This is a genomic window from Bacillus sp. SG-1, assembly GCF_000181495.1.
Classification (GTDB): domain Bacteria; phylum Bacillota; class Bacilli; order Bacillales; family Bacillaceae_B; genus Rossellomorea.
The window spans coordinates 37,892-54,589 of record NZ_ABCF01000007.1 but is presented as its reverse complement, the minus strand read 5'-3'; the positions used below and the strand labels follow the sequence as shown (position 1 = coordinate 54,589).

Annotated in this window: 15 protein-coding genes; 5 read left to right on the top strand and 10 right to left on the bottom strand. The window is 41.2% G+C overall.

Translation table 11 applies throughout. From position 1 onward, the window contains the following. Positions 1–11 precede the first annotated feature (11 nt). The 6 genes from BSG1_RS06840 to BSG1_RS20225 all read right to left on the bottom strand — a co-directional run bounded on the left by BSG1_RS06840 (position 12) and on the right by BSG1_RS20225 (position 6,133). The gene (locus BSG1_RS06840) at positions 12–926 is read right to left on the bottom strand and encodes a glycosyltransferase family 2 protein (protein ID WP_006836237.1); all 915 of its coding nucleotides are present in this window, start codon (positions 924–926) and stop codon (positions 12–14) included. Positions 927–986: 60 nt separating this feature from the next. Then, complete coding sequence (locus tag BSG1_RS06835; protein ID WP_006836236.1) at positions 987–1,772, bottom strand: tyrosine-protein phosphatase; 786 nt, start codon at positions 1,770–1,772, stop codon at positions 987–989. Between the two features lie 20 nt (positions 1,773–1,792). Next, the gene (locus BSG1_RS06830; RefSeq protein ID WP_006836235.1) at positions 1,793–3,157 is read right to left on the bottom strand and encodes a polysaccharide biosynthesis tyrosine autokinase; all 1,365 of its coding nucleotides are present in this window, start codon (positions 3,155–3,157) and stop codon (positions 1,793–1,795) included. A gap of 41 nt (positions 3,158–3,198) precedes the next feature. After that, a complete protein-coding gene (locus BSG1_RS06825; protein ID WP_006836234.1) occupies positions 3,199–3,849 on the bottom strand; it encodes a sugar transferase in 651 nt (216 codons plus the stop codon). Between the two features lie 282 nt (positions 3,850–4,131). Beyond that, the gene (locus BSG1_RS06820; protein WP_006836233.1) at positions 4,132–5,688 is read right to left on the bottom strand and encodes an ABC-F family ATP-binding cassette domain-containing protein; all 1,557 of its coding nucleotides are present in this window, start codon (positions 5,686–5,688) and stop codon (positions 4,132–4,134) included. A 208-nt stretch (positions 5,689–5,896) separates the two neighbouring features. Next, the gene (locus tag BSG1_RS20225; RefSeq protein ID WP_083802856.1) at positions 5,897–6,133 is read right to left on the bottom strand and encodes a hypothetical protein; all 237 of its coding nucleotides are present in this window, start codon (positions 6,131–6,133) and stop codon (positions 5,897–5,899) included. Between the two features lie 319 nt (positions 6,134–6,452). On the opposite strand from BSG1_RS20225, the gene BSG1_RS06810 reads away from it, so the two are divergent. The 3 genes from BSG1_RS06810 (at position 6,453) to BSG1_RS06800 (ending at position 11,380) form a co-directional block, all read left to right on the top strand. Continuing rightward, complete coding sequence (locus BSG1_RS06810; protein ID WP_006836231.1) at positions 6,453–7,148, top strand: YqjF family protein; 696 nt, start codon at positions 6,453–6,455, stop codon at positions 7,146–7,148. A gap of 125 nt (positions 7,149–7,273) precedes the next feature. After that, the gene (locus tag BSG1_RS06805) at positions 7,274–8,848 is read left to right on the top strand and encodes a GGDEF domain-containing protein (RefSeq protein WP_006836230.1); all 1,575 of its coding nucleotides are present in this window, start codon (positions 7,274–7,276) and stop codon (positions 8,846–8,848) included. A 300-nt stretch (positions 8,849–9,148) separates the two neighbouring features. After that, positions 9,149–11,380, top strand: coding sequence for a UvrD-helicase domain-containing protein (locus BSG1_RS06800; protein ID WP_006836229.1), 2,232 nt, complete (start codon positions 9,149–9,151; stop codon positions 11,378–11,380). 44 nt (positions 11,381–11,424) lie between these two features. Here the strand turns inward: BSG1_RS06800 and BSG1_RS21070 are convergent, their stop codons facing one another. From BSG1_RS21070 to kynU, 3 genes are all read right to left on the bottom strand, one after another. After that, positions 11,425–11,580, bottom strand: a complete 156-nt coding sequence (locus BSG1_RS21070) for a hypothetical protein (RefSeq protein ID WP_006836228.1) — start codon at positions 11,578–11,580, stop codon at positions 11,425–11,427. Positions 11,581–11,957: 377 nt separating this feature from the next. Continuing rightward, the gene (gene kynB, locus BSG1_RS06795) at positions 11,958–12,578 is read right to left on the bottom strand and encodes an arylformamidase (RefSeq protein ID WP_006836227.1); all 621 of its coding nucleotides are present in this window, start codon (positions 12,576–12,578) and stop codon (positions 11,958–11,960) included. A gap of 12 nt (positions 12,579–12,590) precedes the next feature. Next, on the bottom strand, positions 12,591–13,868 hold the full coding sequence (kynU, locus tag BSG1_RS06790) for a kynureninase (RefSeq protein ID WP_006836226.1): 1,278 nt from the start codon (positions 13,866–13,868) through the stop codon (positions 12,591–12,593). Between the two features lie 144 nt (positions 13,869–14,012). On the opposite strand from kynU, the gene BSG1_RS19760 reads away from it, so the two are divergent. Continuing rightward, complete coding sequence (locus tag BSG1_RS19760; protein WP_052302365.1) at positions 14,013–15,179, top strand: D-alanyl-D-alanine carboxypeptidase family protein; 1,167 nt, start codon at positions 14,013–14,015, stop codon at positions 15,177–15,179. A gap of 179 nt (positions 15,180–15,358) precedes the next feature. Next, on the top strand, positions 15,359–15,796 hold the full coding sequence (locus tag BSG1_RS06780; protein ID WP_044022530.1) for a DUF1284 domain-containing protein: 438 nt from the start codon (positions 15,359–15,361) through the stop codon (positions 15,794–15,796). 22 nt (positions 15,797–15,818) lie between these two features. Here the strand turns inward: BSG1_RS06780 and BSG1_RS06775 are convergent, their stop codons facing one another. Next, positions 15,819–16,691: a TetR/AcrR family transcriptional regulator gene (locus BSG1_RS06775; protein WP_006836223.1), complete on the bottom strand. Its 873-nt coding sequence runs from the start codon at positions 16,689–16,691 to the stop codon at positions 15,819–15,821. Positions 16,692–16,698: the final 7 nt, after the last annotated feature.

Here is a 16,698-nt window from a genome sequence, read left to right as displayed (position 1 = left end):
CTTCTTAAGGGCTATTTATATAGTCGATCTTTAAAACTGTAATGCGCTTTCCCTATGCAATGTAATATTATTATTAGCGCTCGGTTTAATTGGATTCTTTCCTGGATTTCTCTGAATGTTAAACCTTTCTTTTTGGCTCTGTAAACATAGGCTGTCAAGATGCGAAGCAAATAAGGATTACATATATTATAATAAGTCATGTTTTCTTTAATGTAGAGGGTATACCCTTCAAAGTTATTTAATAGTAGAGTGTCAGAGTTACTTGTGAGCCCATCCTCTAAATATTCACAGAGATAAACAACTTCATTAAACCATCTTATCTTCAACCCATCATTGGCTATTCTATTCCAAATAATACCCTCTGGAATGAATTTTTCATTTTCAATTTCAGGGAACTTATATTCTTTAACTATTTTAGTCTTGAATATTTCAGCCTTATCGCCAATCAGTCTTAATCTTATTCTTTCTAAGGAGGTAGCATCCACATATTCACCATTAAATGTTCTGCCGACTATGCTCCCATTCCTGTAAGCCTTTAATCCTCCCAAACCTGCATACATAGGATGGTCTTTAATTCCTGGATACCACCTTAAAATGGTTTCAATGGCGGTTTCAGGTAGATGATCATCTGAATCCACTATGAAGAATAACTCTCCATTAGACATTTCCATACCGATGTTAATGGCTCTATGCTTACCTCCATTCTGGGTTTGAACAAAACGGATGGTAAAATTGTTTTCGCTATGCTTCCACTCTTCCAATAAGTTTAATGTGTTATCAGTAGAACCATCATCTATTATGATCCACTCAAAATCTTTAACAGTTTGTTTTTTTAATGATTCATATAATTGGTCAATAATATAAGCTCGATTGTATGTTGCTGTAAATATAGTTATCCCATATTGATTCTTTTCATCATTCTGCAAAGACCAACCCTCCTATACTTAAGAAATATTAGTGGTGCAGGAGGTTCCCATGATAATAAGCTATTTAACAAAAAAGGAAAGAAGTTTATTCTTCCTTCTTAGTTTTTTAGGTGTGTTTATATTAAACTCACTTCCGTTAACGATACAGGCTGCATTTTCTTTAAGATAGTCTGAATACGCTGCTGAATAAGTTTCTGCTATATAGTTATAGGCATATAGCAATTCAAAAGGGCGACTGGAGTTATTATGGGCATCTGAAGCAATAAAATGGACAAGATGATGCTTCAGCAGCTTTTCTGCAAATTTTTGGATTTTCCTTCCGAATGTTCCGGTGATACTTCCTGCAGTAATCTGCACAAGGATGCCTCGTTTAATTAACTGGTACAATAAGTTTGGGCGTCTTCTGATCACAGAGTTCCTCTCAGGATGAGCAAGGACGGGGATGAATCCTTCTAATTGTAGTTCGTAGAGCAGGGTGTCCGTGAACCCAGGATAATAGGAATACGGAAGTTCGACAAGAATATACTGATGATTGTCCGCAAGGGTCAGAGAGTCAGGGATTTCTTTTATCAAATCGGTACATATCTCGGGATAAAGATGGATTTCCATACCGGGAAGTATCTGTACGTTGATCCTTCTTTCTCTTAATAAAGCATTAAGCTTATTCACTTTGTTAATTATCTCTGATGGGGAACAAATAAACTGACCATTTCGATGATGTGGGGTCGCAATGATGGTTGATATGCCATGGTCTGCTGCTGCTTTAGCCATGTTTACCGCTTGATCCATATTATCTGGACCGTCATCCATTTCAGGCAGGATATGATTATGGATATCTACGATCAAGCCGATTTCCGCCCTTCGATTTAATAGTAATACGTCTGAGATTTTTCTTTTTTGGTCTTGTTTAAGATGACGCCAATTATATTGGCACCTACTCTATTTAACTTATTCAAGTTTTTCTTGGCTGTCTCCATTCTGGTTTTTCGAGCATTTATTAAGAAAAGACAACCGTCGACCCGGGATGATAAGACTGCTGCATCACTTACAATAAGCGGGGGTGTGTCAATTAAAATAAGGTCAACTTCTTTCTTCAAAGTGTTAATCATACTGGAAAGGCGGTCAGACGAAAGCAATTCTGTCGGATTAGGCGGGAGGGGGCCCGCGCTTATGAAAAATAGTTTCGGAATATCAGTACGTTGTATGATTTCATTAAGTGGCGTAATTCCATGTAAGTAATTGGAAATACCTTTTTTTGAGGGAAGATGAAATAACTGACTCCCTACTCCTTTACGGAGATCCATGTCTATGACTACGGTTTTCACCCCATCCATTGCCATACTGATAGCTAAATTCCCTGTTGTGAGTGATTTTCCCTCGGATGCGCCAGAACTGGTCACCAACAATACCTTTGTTTTTTCCTTTTTAAGCAAAAATTGAATGTTAGTCCGGATTTCCCGGTACAGTTCCATTGCAGGGCTGTTCGCTTCCGAAGAAGAAATGAGGAATTTACTGTATGTGTTATTTGGTGAATGCTTATTGTTTAGATTACTCTGGGGCGGCAGTTTTGGAACAGATCCCAAATATGGAGCATTTAACATTCTTTCAACTTTTTCTTGATTATTCAGTTTTGTAAAAAACGCTTCCCGGATAAATACGATTAAGATGGCCAAGAAAATTCCGATGGTGAACGAAATGCCGGCACTTAGAATAAGGCTGGGTTTTACCGGTGTGGTTGAGTCCTGCTCTTGTGCATAGGATAATATTTGAATATTATCTATTTGCATTAAATTGTACGTTTCCTCTTTGAAGGTCTCTGCTGTATTGTTCACAATGTCAACAGCCTGGTTTGGGTTAAGGGCAGTGGCTGTAATTGATATGATTTGAGAATCGCTGCTTGAGGTTACAGAAATTTGTTCATTGAGGCACTGGACATTATCATTTTCCTCTGTTCTTTCTGCCACGATTTCCAACACCCTGGGACTTTTAAGTATATATTTATAGGTTGAAATTAATCTCAAATTTGTCTCTACTTCCCCAACCGATAATGAGCCTTGGTTGTTTTCGGGAGAGTAGTTGACCAGAAGGTCTACTTTTGCTTCATATTCTTTGGGAAGAGACAGACTAAGGATTATACCGGAAGCAGTTACCAAAAATATTATAGATAAGATAAGCCAAAAATGATTTTGGAGGATTTGGAATAATTCCTTAAGTGTTAAAGACTGGTTCATGTCAACACCCCCTTTGGAATAATGCCGAAAAGCAATTGCCGTTAGTACGAACCCTTGCGTTTCAGAACTTGGACAGCAGTCTTTCCAATTATTTTTATATCAAGCAGTAAACTGATATGGTGAATATAATATAAGTCATAAGCAATTTTCTGCCCATGAGTTATATCTGACCTCCCGTGTATTTGCGCATACCCTGTAATCCCGGGTTTTACAAGTAGTCTTTTAGTTTGAATTTGGTTATAGTGTTGGGTGATTTGTGGAATCTCCGGCCGGGGGCCTACTATACTCATATCTCCTTTGAGAACATTCCAAAGTTGAGGGATTTCGTCCAAACTGGACTTCCTTAAAAAGGTGCCTAATTTAGTGGTCCTGGGACACACCTTGCTTTTGAAGATGAAATGATCAGGAACGCCGCCTTCCCAATCATAGTTATACTCTTCTGGAGCCTGCTGGCCCTTCATTGTTCTCAGCTTGTATATGGTAAACGGTTCACCACTCCTTCCAGTGCGAACCTGCTTAAAGATGGCAGGCTTTCCATCAAAAAAATAAACAAGCCCAGTCACAATGAGAAAAATGGGGAAGATGATGATGGAGAGACAGAAAACAATGAGAATATCTAATCCCCTTTTAAAGTAAATATATTTTTGTTTCGGTACATTGATGTCAAACTCTTGTTGTTTTTCTTTTTTCAACCTAACCCCTCCCCAGTTTATTAGTATTGAAAATGCAGCTCAGGTATGACAAAATTCACATCATTCATGTAGAGTCGCTATGGTATATGTATGCATTATTTATTTTTTTGCTAGGTATTATATGTAATATGTAACTTCTATAGGTATAAATACCTCGGCAGAGATAGGGCGAGGTGGAGGAGGTCAATTTAAAAGTAAAAATTAGCTAAAGTTAAGGCCCCTAAACAGAACGATAACAAAAAAGACAACCTACGACGGTTGCCTCTTTATTATCGGTACATATTAAAACACCTTCGTAGTCCAAGACTCACAATTCCAAAGGTCAGTCGCAATATCCTGATAAAATTCAGGTTCATGCGAGATGAGGAGGATGCTGCCTTTGTATTCCTGCAGCGCTCGTTTGAGTTCAGCTTTCGCCTCGACATCAAGGTGGTTGGTCGGTTCGTCAAAGACTAAAAGATTCGTTTCTTTGTTAATCAGCTTGCACAGTCTGACTTTCGCTTTTTCGCCTCCGCTCAATACTTCCACTTTGCTTTCAATATGCTTGGTCATCAGGCCGCATTTTGCAAGGGATGCTCTTACTTCGTATTGAGTAAAGGACGGGAATTCAGTCCAGACTTCTTCTATACAAGTATTGTAGTTGGCATTTTTGATTTCCTGCTCAAAGTAGCCGATATGCAGGTGCTCGCCTAATTCAACCTCTCCGGAAACTGGTTTTATTTCACCGAGGATGCTTCGGAGCAATGTTGTTTTACCGATTCCGTTTGCTCCATATAAAGCGATTTTCTGGCCGCGTTCCATGCGTAAGTTCAACGGCTTGGACAATGGTTCATCATACCCGATGACAAGGTCCTTCGTTTCAAAAATCAACTTGCCGGAAGTTCTGGCAGGCTTGAAGTGAAACTCAGGTTTTGGCTTTTCACCTGCAAGTTCGATGATATCCATCTTATCCAATTTCTTTTGACGGGACATTGCCATGTTCCGTGTTGAAACCCTGGCTTTATTCCTGGCAACGAAATCTTTCAGTTCAGAGATTTCCTGCTGCTGCTTTTTATAGGCAGACTCAAGCTGCTGACGTTTCATTTCGTAGACCTTTTTAAAATCATCATAATCACCGGCATAGCGGGTAAGCTCCTGATTTTCCATATGATAGATCAGGTTGATGACGCTGTTCAAAAACGGAATATCGTGTGAAATCAGGATGAAGGCATTTTCGTATTCCTGAAGGTATCTTCTCAGCCAGACGATATGCTGCTCATCAAGATAGTTTGTCGGCTCATCTAGCAATAAGATATCAGGTTTTTCAAGAAGCAATTTTGCCAGCAGGACTTTCGTTCTTTGTCCACCGCTGAGGTCCTGTACTTCACGCTCAAGGCCTATGTCATCGAGTCCGAGTCCTCTTGCAATCTCTTCCACCTTCGCATCGATCACATAGAAATCATTGTTCGTCAGCGCATCTTGAAGTGTTCCGGTCTCTTCTAGAAGCTTTTCAAGTTCTTCAGGAGATGCTTCTCCCATTTTAGCGAATAGGTCGTTCATCTCTGTTTCCATATCAAATAAATACTGAAAAGCTGTCTTCAAGACATCCCTGATGGTCATTCCTTTTTCAAGGGAAGTATGCTGATCAAGATATCCTACACGGACACGCTTTGCCCATTCGACTTTTCCTTCATCCGGCTCAAGTTTGCGGGTGATGATATTCATGAATGTTGATTTACCTTCTCCGTTTGCTCCAATCAGACCGATATGCTCACCTTTTAGGAGGCGGAAGGATACATCATTGAAAATGGCTCTGTCTCCAAAGCCATGGCTTAAATTCTTTACTGTTAATATACTCATGTAAACTGCACCTTTTCTATTGTTTTCTTACTATCTCTTCATATTATAAAGGTGTTAAAAGCAGATGAATAGAGGATGGAAAAATTTAATGAATTTATTAGGGGAACTGGCCTGTTGAATAGCGGATATTTTAACGCCTAAAAAATTTAATTGCGTCTATAACTTCAAATAATTGCGTCAAACCTCATTCCGCCTGTCTCAAAAAGTATCAATGCCGGCTTCTGCGGTTGATGTATTCTTGTTCAGTGCCAAGTTCCCGGTTAAGGAGGATCTCCATCTCGACCAGGTGTTCGCGCGACACGATGGGATCGTGTGTGGACCAATAAACATTGTAGACAAAATAGTAATCCTTGATTCTCCGGAACAAAACAATGGAGTGGGGGAAGCTATTGAAACTTGCCTTAATGTTGTTTCTCTTGGAGTAACTCCATTTATTGAGTTTCACGGCAGTCACGCTCCCCCTTGCAAGATAGTTGTTTCTTGTATTCCCGGTTTCTTAATATAAGCAAACATAGCAGTATGCACGCGTTTGTTTGAAGCATCATCGGGTTGTGTAAATTAATAAAGGCTATTTTCTTTTAGATTGTTGCTACGGCAAAATCCCAAGTTCCGGATTATCCCCTGGCTACAGGGTCTTTTCTCTTGTAATTATCAGAGGGTCTTCTGTGAATGATGGATATCTTCTTTGCAATCTATATTAAATAGCAAAAAGTTTAAGAAAAGAGCCTAATTAAAGTGAATTCGATACAGAGGAGGAGTGAGGGATGGATAAGAGAAAAGGCAGCTGGTTGATGAAACAAACATGGGAACATCTGCTGTTTCTGCATTGGCCGGTTCCTGTTGAAGATCTTCGAGAGAAAATACCTTCGCAGCTGGAGCTGGATACCTTTGACGGGGAAGCATGGATTGGAATTGTTCCGTTTGCCGTTAATCATATGCGGGTCCATGGACTCCCCGGAATCCCTTTTGCCAGTTCATTCCTTGAATGCAATGTTCGTACATATGTCACTTATAACGGAGAGCCGGGTGTTTATTTTTTCAGTCTTGATGCTGATCATGCCCCTTCAGTAATGGGTGCACGCAGCTTTTTTCACCTGCCATACTATCATGCTGAAATGGAGATGAACCTTGTTGATGAAACGATTCAGTACAAGACAAGAAGAACTCATAAAGGAATGAATGGTGAAAGTTTAAATATAGTCTATACCCTGGGAGAGCGTATCTCTTCACCAACCGGTTCCCTGACCGAGTGGCTTACTGAGAGATACTGTTTGTGGACAGTAAAGGGGAATCAAGTTTACAAAGGGGATATCGATCATGAGCCATGGGAGCTGTTCGATGCAGAGTCCGTCATACATGAACAATCCCTCTGGGCAGGCCTGCAAGATAAAAGGCCGGTTCACCAATGCTATTCACCCAAGCAGACAGCTTACATCTGGCCGTTGAGTCGTCAAAGGTAAAAAAGGTAACCATTGTGTGTACTTGTGGAGGTTTAAAAATTGTTTTACTGATCCTTTAAGAGGGTAAAGGGTTCCTGAGTAATTTATCATGTGCAATATATGAATAAACGGAATAGGGCGATAACATGAAGCAAACTATTTACTTGAAAAACTCACTGCTCGGGTTGGTGTTCTTTTCACTTTTGTTTTGGGGATCGATTTTCTTGTTTAGAGGAGATATTCATTCCTTTGGTATAAGTGGACTAAGTATCTCGGCCATCGCCTCTGCTCTCATTCTTCAATTCTATGCCTTTAAAAGATCGGAAGGATTACAGCGGTCATTTCTAAGTTTATTATTATTTGGAACCGTTTTGTACGCTGGAGCCAAAAGCATTTGGCTTTACGAAGAAGGGATGACAGCCACCTCTACAGCAGTTCCATTCTGGATCGAACTTTTTTATATATTTAATATACTGATAGTCGTAGCGGCATTTTTATCTTTAACTTATGTTATAAAAAATCGCTACCAGGTCATTTATTTTGCTATCGATATCTTGATTATCTACTTTTCAATAACGGCGATACTATGGGTGTTCTGGCTTCATCCATTGTATCAAGACGCAGGAGTTGCCTACGAAATAGGCGCATCTTCATTTATTAATCCTGCTTTGGAACTACTCTTGTTATTAGCATTGCTGACGACCATGTTTGTAAAGAAATACTTTCTTCCTATGAGGGCGATGCTGCTTTTCACAATCTCCATTGCCCTGCTGTTTATTGGAGATAGTTTCGGTGTGCTGTCTTTATTTTATGGAAGAATTGGATCTGCCGGTATTCCTGAGTTACTGGGAAGTGCAGCGCTTATCCTTCAGGGAATAGGAGCAGTCGAGCTTTTAAAGATGAAAGCATTCTTTAGAAAAGGGGAGAACAATTTTAATTATGAGGCAGGAGCTTACCCTGCTGCCAGAAACATTGTCAATATCGGAAGCATACTCACCCTTTTTCTGGTTTATAGCAGCAGCGGGGATATGCTTGCAGGTGCAGCACTTTTGCTCATTGTCTTCCTTGTGTATTCCAGGCAGCTTCTGACTGGTTCTCAGTTGAAAAAGATGACCGCATCTTACCAGAACCTTGCAATGGATTTGGAAAATCAGGTGAATATACGGACTGAGGAATTGAGGAAGAAAAATTCGGAGCTTAAGAGATCTTCTTCCCGCTTGAAATATATGGCTTTGCATGATCAGCTTACCGAAATATGGAACAGAAGGGCCTTGGAATCAAGATTGCAAACCTTATTTGAGAGGTCCCTTGACGATGAGGAAGTGAAATTTGCCGTCCTATTTATTGATATTGATAAATTCAAAGAAATAAATGACAGGCTTGGCCACTCATACGGTGATGAGCTGCTGATTGAATTCACAAAAAGGGTAAAACGTGAATTCCCTCCCGATGCATTCATTGCCAGGCAATCAGGTGATGAATTTGTCGTCATTTTGGAAGGAAGGCAGTCAAAAGATGAAATCGAAGGTGCAATTCAGAAGTTCTTTGCGGCGAATGAGGAAGGTTATACCATTTTCGGCGAAGAGGTCCACATCACATTCAGCCTTGGAGCTTCTTTCTTTCCGGAAGACAGCCGTAATATGAATGAACTTCTTCAGGCCGCTGACATGGCAATGTATGATGTAAAACAGCAAGGACGAAACAATTATCAAATCAACTGACGTTAATTTATATTTTGAGGACAATGTTTAGTAGTGTATCGCTTAACAAGCTAATGGAATCTTCCAAGCTTCCATTGACTTTTTCCGCTAAACATAATAAATTCACTAAGGGTGTAAAGATCGTTTTTATCTTTACGCTCTTTTTTATTCGTAAAACCGGATTGTCTGAATAACGCCAACTGACAATAATTTGTGTTTCATGCAAGGGGTAGAGTGATGCAGCTTGTGTCAGAAGTCTTGCTCCGGAGAAATACAGTAAGCACTTTCTATCAGATTAATAAGTGAGCAAGGTGACAATTAATGAACTATTTTTCCAACAGACCATTCGGCATCTCCTCTTCAATGATGCCGAATGCAGAAGTTTACCATAATGAAAACCACCAACATTATGAAAGTGAAGACAGGTTCTACTTTCAGCGTCTTGAGGAGAAGGGAATCTGTCTCAATGAAGCACAGATGAAAGCGGTCAGGCACATGGAAGGCCCGTGCTTGACCTTAGCAGGTGCAGGGTCAGGAAAGACGTCTGTACTTGTTTCGAGGACAGGTTATCTGTTGCAGGTCAAGCATGTTCCTCCCGAAAACATTCTGCTCCTGACCTTTTCAAAAAAAGCGGCAATGGAAATGAAACAGAGAGTCGCATCGCTTCCGGATATTAATAGAAATGCAGTCAATAGAATACAAGCGGGTACTTTCCATTCCTTTTTCCTGTTCCTATTAAGAAGCAGGGGCGTGAGCCAGGAAATACTGGGTAATGAACGATTCAAGCACATAGTATTAAAGCAGCTGCAAAGAAAGATAGGCATTCAAGAACCGTATCAGCCGGAAACACTTCTTTCGACACTTTCCAATCTGAAGATGAAAATGGAAACGGTGGAAGATCTTCCTGATAAGACTACTGCTGAAAAAGAAGTCAAAAAGATCCTCCTGATGTTTGAGGAATGGAAGGAAAACAATCAAAAAATAGACTTTGATGATATTTTGGTTAAAGCCTGCGAAATGCTTAGAAATGACGAGAAACTTCTCGATGCCCTGCAAAAAAGGTTTCAATATATCATGGTCGATGAGTTTCAGGATACGAACTGGCTTCAATATGAACTCATTCAAATGATCGCCCGTCAATCGAGAAATTTATTTGTCGTTGGAGATGATGACCAGACGATTTATTCCTTTAACGGCGCAGACAACTCTTTCATTCTTGATTTTGATAAGAAGTATCCTGATGCCAAGGTCATCACTTTGGACATCAACTACCGATCCAACAGCCATATTGTCGGGCTTGGGAATCAGGTGATCAGCGGCAACAAATACAGGCGACAGAAGACTCTTCGTGCTGTGAAAGAGGAGCCGGTCAAACCGCAATACAGTCGTCCTTCCAATTCAGATGAGGAAGCGGAATGGATCATTTCCAAAATCAAGGAAATGACCAGGGAAGGAAAGTTGAAATACAAGGACATTGCGATACTTCACCGGACGAGCAGCAGCAGCCGGGCCATTTTTGAAAGACTTGTAATCGAAGAAGTCCCTTTTTTCTCCTACAATCTTGGTGATCAGCATTTCTATGATCACTGGATCGTCAAGCCGTTGATTGACCATTTGAGACTTTCGCTTGTCCCAAGGAATTTTTCAGCGATAGAGGGAGTTCTTCCGACTCTATACATCAATAGAGAAGCAGGGGTGAAGTTCATTACTATTCAGGAGGAAACCGCCAGGAAGAAGTATCCGATGATTCATCTGACGGATATGCACACCCTTCAGGAGTTTCAGCGGAACAAGGTGAAAGAAAGGATCAAATTGATCAAAAGCCTTTCGGCGGAGGCTCCGGCAGCTGCCGTTAAGCGTATGAAGAAAGAATTTTACGACAGTTACCTGGATACAAATGAACGGGTATCCGTCACGGAGCACAAGGAAAACATTAAAGAAACATTGGCAGAGCTGGAGGCATCTGCAGACCGATTCCCCTCTATTTCTGCCTTTATTGCATTTATAGACAATATGACGGAAAAACATGAAAAAATGCAGCACCAGGACAAAGAATCATTTGCAGAGGCAATTTCATTAATGACGATCCATCGCTCAAAAGGACTTGAATTTCCTGCCGTTTTCGTGATTGGAGCAAGTGAAGGGAATCTTCCGCATTCTTCTGCTGTCAATGCCGATAAATTGGAAGATAAGATTCATCATGAAGCACGCAAGAAAGATGTGATGGCAATTGAAGAAGAGAGACGGTTGATGTACGTTGCCATTACAAGAGCGAAAAGAGAACTCTTCATTAGTTCTCCTGCTTATTACCAGGGAGAAAAACGAGAGATTTCACGCTTTCTGACCGATGCCTTCCGTGAAAAGCTTTCAAAAAAAGAAACACCATTGAAAAAAGAACCTCCGAAGATAAAGGTTGCCGCCTGGGTTTGCAGCAGTGACCAGTGTATCGCCTGGTCGCGGATCAAGACAGAAGCGGATCAAAAGGTTAAAAGAAAAGTATGTCCAATGTGTGAGGCAAGGATGGTAGTAGGGGAAAAACTGGTGAGTGGATGAAAATGTAGAAAACGACAGCGTCTATCCGGGACGCTGTCGTTTTTCTATAAATTCTTTTCTGTTGGGGACCACTCGTCTTCAGGGACGGGGTCAACCGTAGTACTATCTTCTGTGTTTAATGAACTTTTTAAAAAATATACAAAAAAACCGCCGATGAAGAGCAATACAAAAGCCAAACCGATGACAACTAAGATGCCCAAAAGGTCTCCTCCTTTTTAAATGCTCTTATACTGCTACCTTATGATGGAGAATTCCCTAATAGACCTTATGAAGAAATCGGTAGAATTGGATCAATAATATTATTACTTTTAAATAAAGCTGATTACCGCTCCTGTTTACTGTGCTCAATTTAAACATTAGCCCTGTTTTAGGAGAAATACGATTCAACCGGAAATAATGTGGGGGACACTGACAGCAACACCAACTTGCACAAAAAAAGAAGCAACCACCCGGCTGTTCTGAACATAGGGAGGTTGCTTCAATATCCGGCAATATAGAGTTGGTGGCAGCCGGAGTTCAAGTGTCACCTTTTATGGTTATCTTTAATCATCCAAAGGATATACAGGATGAATTTTGCTCAGCGGTCAATAAGAACTGCTCTGACCGGGCAGCCGTCAGCTTCTTCTAAAGGGAGTGGGAAGGCTGCAAGTTCATAGGTTTTTGGCTCGACTCCATCCAGCACAATTCCTTCGAGGATCCCAATGCCATTTTCCTGTAATGAATGGTGGGCCTTCAGCTCTTTGCTGTCCAGCGGGTCGACAGAGGGCACATCGACACCGATTAATTTAATGCCATTCTTTTTTAAAAATGGACCGATATTCTCCTGAAGATACGTGATTTGTGAAGGAAACACACTTTTATCTTCCCAGCTGTTCGTTCGGATCAAAAGTTGTGTTACATCTCTTAAGTCCAGATCTTCCAGGTCTTCAGCCCCGATGGATTCTTTTTCGGATATTTCCACAACCAGAGCGTTTCCGAAAAAACTGTCGAGGGGGAGGTCGGCAACTTTTTTTCCATCTTCATCAAAATGGTAAGGGGCATCAATATGTGTCCCTGTATGGGCGCTGAAATTAATGTTCCCTACATTGACCGAGCCTGTATCCTCCTTGGACCAATTTAATGAGAAATTGAAAGGCGTGTCCCCCGGCCAGACAGGGGTGTTGTTGTTTAGCTTTTGGGCAATATCAATTAACTTCATCTGCCGTCCTCCTTATGCCACAACATTTCGGCCTTTTTCAAACTGTTTGTATTGTTCTTCCTTCATGATTGTTTTTAAGATTTCAATGGTTTTCCAAACATCATGGTAAGAGGTGTATAAGGCAACAGGTGCCAGTCTGATTACATTGGGAGCCCTGAAATCGGGAATGACGCCATTTCCCTTCAGCGCTTTACAAATGCGGGCAGCTTCTTCATGCTGCAAACAAACATGCCCTCCGCGTATACGGTCATCCTTTGGGTTCGAAATCACGAATCCATACTCTGATAGATTTTCTTCTATCAGTTTCATCAGATACGCGGTCAGCTTTAGGGACTTTGCCCGGATGTTCGCAATCCCTGCCTCTTCAAAGATTTCCAGTGATCCAAGAAGGGGGGCAAGGCTGAAAATATGAGGGGTCCCTATCTGGAAGGCTCCCGCTGTCTCGGCATGTGTCATCGTATGTTCCATGTCAAACTGCTTGTCTTTCTTTGAACCGAACCAGCCCGCAAGTCCTGGCTTCCTTCCCAGATGGTTTTCATGGACGAATAGCCCGCCGACTCCCCCTGGGCCGCTGTTTAGGTATTTATAATTGCACCAAACAGCAAAGTCGATATTCCAATCATGAAGTTCATGAGGGATGGCACCGATGGAATGAGCTAAATCAAATCCAATGATGATCCCCCGTTTGTGTGCCTCTTCAGCTAAGAGCTTCATATCAAGGAGCTGGCCGGAGCGATAGAGTACAGAAGGAAGAAGGATGAGTGCCACTTCGTCTGTCATGCTATCGATGATATCCTCTTCACAAAGTGTCAGCCCGTCTCTGCTTTTGACTTGTACAAGGTTCTTGTCGGGATCAAACCCCTTCAACTCCAGCTGGCTCTTGATCGCATAGATGTCAGACGGAAAGGTTAACTCATCCGCTAGAATTTTTGTTTTCTTGCCTTGGGGCTGATAAAAAGTCGAAATTAATTGATGCAGATTCGTGGTGATCGATCCTGTCACAATGGTTTCCTGCTCCTTGCTCCCGACGAGAGGAGCTGTCATCTTCCCGAGTTTCTCAGAGTAATAGAACCATGGCTGCTCTCCATCCATCCAGCCGTCTATACCAAACTGTTTCCAATCCTCCAATGAAGTCAAAAGCGATTTCTCCGCCTTTTTGGAAAGCAAACCTAATGAATTTCCATCCATGTAATACCAATCTTTTTTTATGTAGAATTCATCTTTGAAGTGAGATAAGCCATCTTGTTTATCCTGCTCTCTGGCATAAGCTTCGTTGAGACTAACGTCCATTTATATTACCGCCTTTGTTTGTGTTGTATAAGTAAATGTTAATTGAAATTGATAGAATAGTAAAATTTTTGGGTTGGAAAACGTTTATAGGATGATGAATGTGTTATGGAACAAATAAGGACAAAAAAGAAAGGAGAATAAAACTTGAACAAATTATTTACTGTCATGGCATCTTCGGCACTCCTTGCTTCGGCTTCTTTATCCCCATCTGAGACACAAGCAGCAACAAACAAAGCCGATATACTACTGGTAAATAAAGAACACTCCTTATCATCAAATTATGTCCCCAGCAATTTAGTCATCCCCAATGTACCTTTCGTAAGTGACCAGGAAAAAATGAAAAGCTACGCAGCGGATGCATTGGAGGAACTGTTCGCACAAGCAGATAGTGAAGGAATAAATCTCTTTGCGTCATCCGGTTACCGCTCATACGATTATCAGCAGGAAGTCCACCAATATTACGTTAATCAATATGGAGAAGAGTATGCCAACCAAATCAGTGCCGAGCCCGGTGAAAGCGAACACCAGACAGGGCTTGTTATGGATGTAACCTCTCCTTCGGTTGATTACCAATTGATACAGGAATTTGGCGACACGGAAGCAGGAGAATGGGTGGAAGAACATGCGGATGATTATGGATTCATTATCCGTTACCCTGAAGGAAAGCAATCGATCACAGGTTATCAATATGAACCATGGCATCTTCGCTATGTCGGAGAAAGCCATGCACAAGAGATCATGAGCCAAAATATCACTTTGGAAGAATATCTGAACCAGGACATAAATTCCGGTGCGGCTGGAACCTATGTCGTTCAGCCGGGTGATACCCTTTGGGAGATTGCAAGAGATCATAACGTGTCCTTAAGTGAACTGCAGTCATTGAATCCAAGTATCAATCCCCGTTTTCTTCAAGTAGGAGATACAATCCAACTTCCTGGAAGCGGATCGCAGCCTTCCGAACCTGGCACAGCAGGCAGCTATGAAATACAACCGGGAGATACTTTCTGGGAAATCGCAGCTTCTTATGACAATATCACTACACAAGAATTAATGGATGCCAATCCATCCTTCAGTCCAACAAGCCTTCAGGTTGGCGACACAATTATGATACCTCGACATGGAGATAACCAGGTATCATCCTCACTAGTATCGACCGGAAATGTGTGGATTCATTCTGAGCCAAACTATGAAACATCCACAAGGACAGGCGTTTTTTATAAAGGAGAAACAGCGCAGCTACTTGATGAAACCAATGGAATGTATCAAATTGAAGAAGGATATATCTCGAAAAATTATGCGGAAATCCAATAGAGTTTTAGATGAGACCTGGCATTGCGCCGGGTCTATTTTTTGAATAGATTCTGGTTTTACCTAGATACGCACAAAATCCCTTTATATAGAAAACCCACCCCCGAAACACCGTATCAAAAAACAGGATTTCCCAACCCCAACCTCGAAATAGTTGATTACTAGTCAAAGGAGGCATCCAGATGAGCAAAATAATGAGAGGGCATCATCTCCTGTGTGTCCACGGGTTTAAAGGGATGGGTTATAGCCCGTCTTTTATCGAGAAGATGACTGAAATTGCAGGGGATATAAGAGATTCTGAGAAAGACTTCGATATCCAGGTCGTGGCCGGATTCGATGAGGCTTGTTCGGCTTGTCCACACAAAGGCGAGACCTTATGCAGCGGCAATGTTAAATCGAATAATAAAGTGATTGGACTGGACAGGAGGACGATTGAACATCTTGGGTTGAAGGTGGGAGGTGTTTACAAAAAGTCTTATTTGGTGAATCTGACAGCTGAAAAAGTGGAGCCGGATGATTTAGACCATATATGTGCGGGATGTTCATGGCTGGAATATGGCGTCTGCAAGGAAGGGGTCGCCCTTCTAAAAGCTGCTGAAAAGAAGCAAAGAAAAAACTGAGACAAAGGCGGTCTCAGTTTTTTTATTGGTCAATTTTATAATATGAGGTTAGAAGCTGTTGCAGCGGGGCTGTTTCCGCATAATCAATCAAGTTGTTCATCATTCCCTTGATGACGGGAATCCTCGGTTTTTCTTTAGAGACTTCTTCCTCTATGACTTCGAGTGTAACAATGACACTGTCATCTTCTGAAGAAGCAAAAGACTCTTTGAGTTTGTGAATTGTGCGAATGATTACATCTGAGTCGATACTTTTGCTGATGTTTTCAGCGATCAGATTCTCCATGGATTCCGCTGAAAGGATGGCTTTTTCTTTTGCATCACTGTCTATCAAACCTTTGACCACATCATCCATCCTGCCCAGCATAAATTCTGCCAGTTTTGTAAAATCAAATTCTATATTTTCAAGCATAAGGAGTTCGATGTAAGGATGGAAGAGTCCCTGGAAAATCATTGTAAGATCCCAGATGTAGGGTTCAATGCCGTCCCCATAGATATCTAATAACGAATTTTTATAAAAGAGCCCTTTATTATATCTCATGGTATAAATGAATTCTTCAATATCTTCGTTGAAAGGCAGAGCATTTTCCCTGGCCTGCATGATGATGAAATCTTTATGATCTTTAATGCTGCTCAGCTGAGTCTGCATTTGTTTGATGAATTTATCTCTGGGCGGAAGAGGTTCGGAATCTATTTCTCTCATCTGCATTTGAATACGGGTAAAGTAATACTTTAAAGTGGCGAGAAGCAAGGATTCTTTCGATTTGAAATACAAATAGAAGGCTCCTTTGGAAATCCCGGCTTCATTGGCAATTTCCTGTATGGAGGTGGATCCGAAGCCTTTGGTCGCAAAGAACTTGATAGCTGATTCAATAATAATTTTTTCTTTTTCCTTCATTTAAAAT

Coding starts and splice junctions, on each gene's coding strand:
- BSG1_RS06830 (WP_006836235.1), bottom strand. CDS start 3,157: ATGAACCAGTCTTTAACACTTAAGGAATTATTCCAAATCCTCCAAAAT.
- BSG1_RS06820 (WP_006836233.1), bottom strand. CDS start 5,688: ATGAGTATATTAACAGTAAAGAATTTAAGCCATGGCTTTGGAGACAGA.
- BSG1_RS06810 (WP_006836231.1), top strand. CDS start 6,453: ATGGATAAGAGAAAAGGCAGCTGGTTGATGAAACAAACATGGGAACAT.
- BSG1_RS06805 (WP_006836230.1), top strand. CDS start 7,274: ATGAAGCAAACTATTTACTTGAAAAACTCACTGCTCGGGTTGGTGTTC.
- BSG1_RS06800 (WP_006836229.1), top strand. CDS start 9,149: ATGAACTATTTTTCCAACAGACCATTCGGCATCTCCTCTTCAATGATG.
- kynB (WP_006836227.1), bottom strand. CDS start 12,578: ATGAAGTTAATTGATATTGCCCAAAAGCTAAACAACAACACCCCTGTC.
- kynU (WP_006836226.1), bottom strand. CDS start 13,868: ATGGACGTTAGTCTCAACGAAGCTTATGCCAGAGAGCAGGATAAACAA.
- BSG1_RS06780 (WP_044022530.1), top strand. CDS start 15,359: ATGAGCAAAATAATGAGAGGGCATCATCTCCTGTGTGTCCACGGGTTT.
- BSG1_RS06775 (WP_006836223.1), bottom strand. CDS start 16,691: ATGAAGGAAAAAGAAAAAATTATTATTGAATCAGCTATCAAGTTCTTT.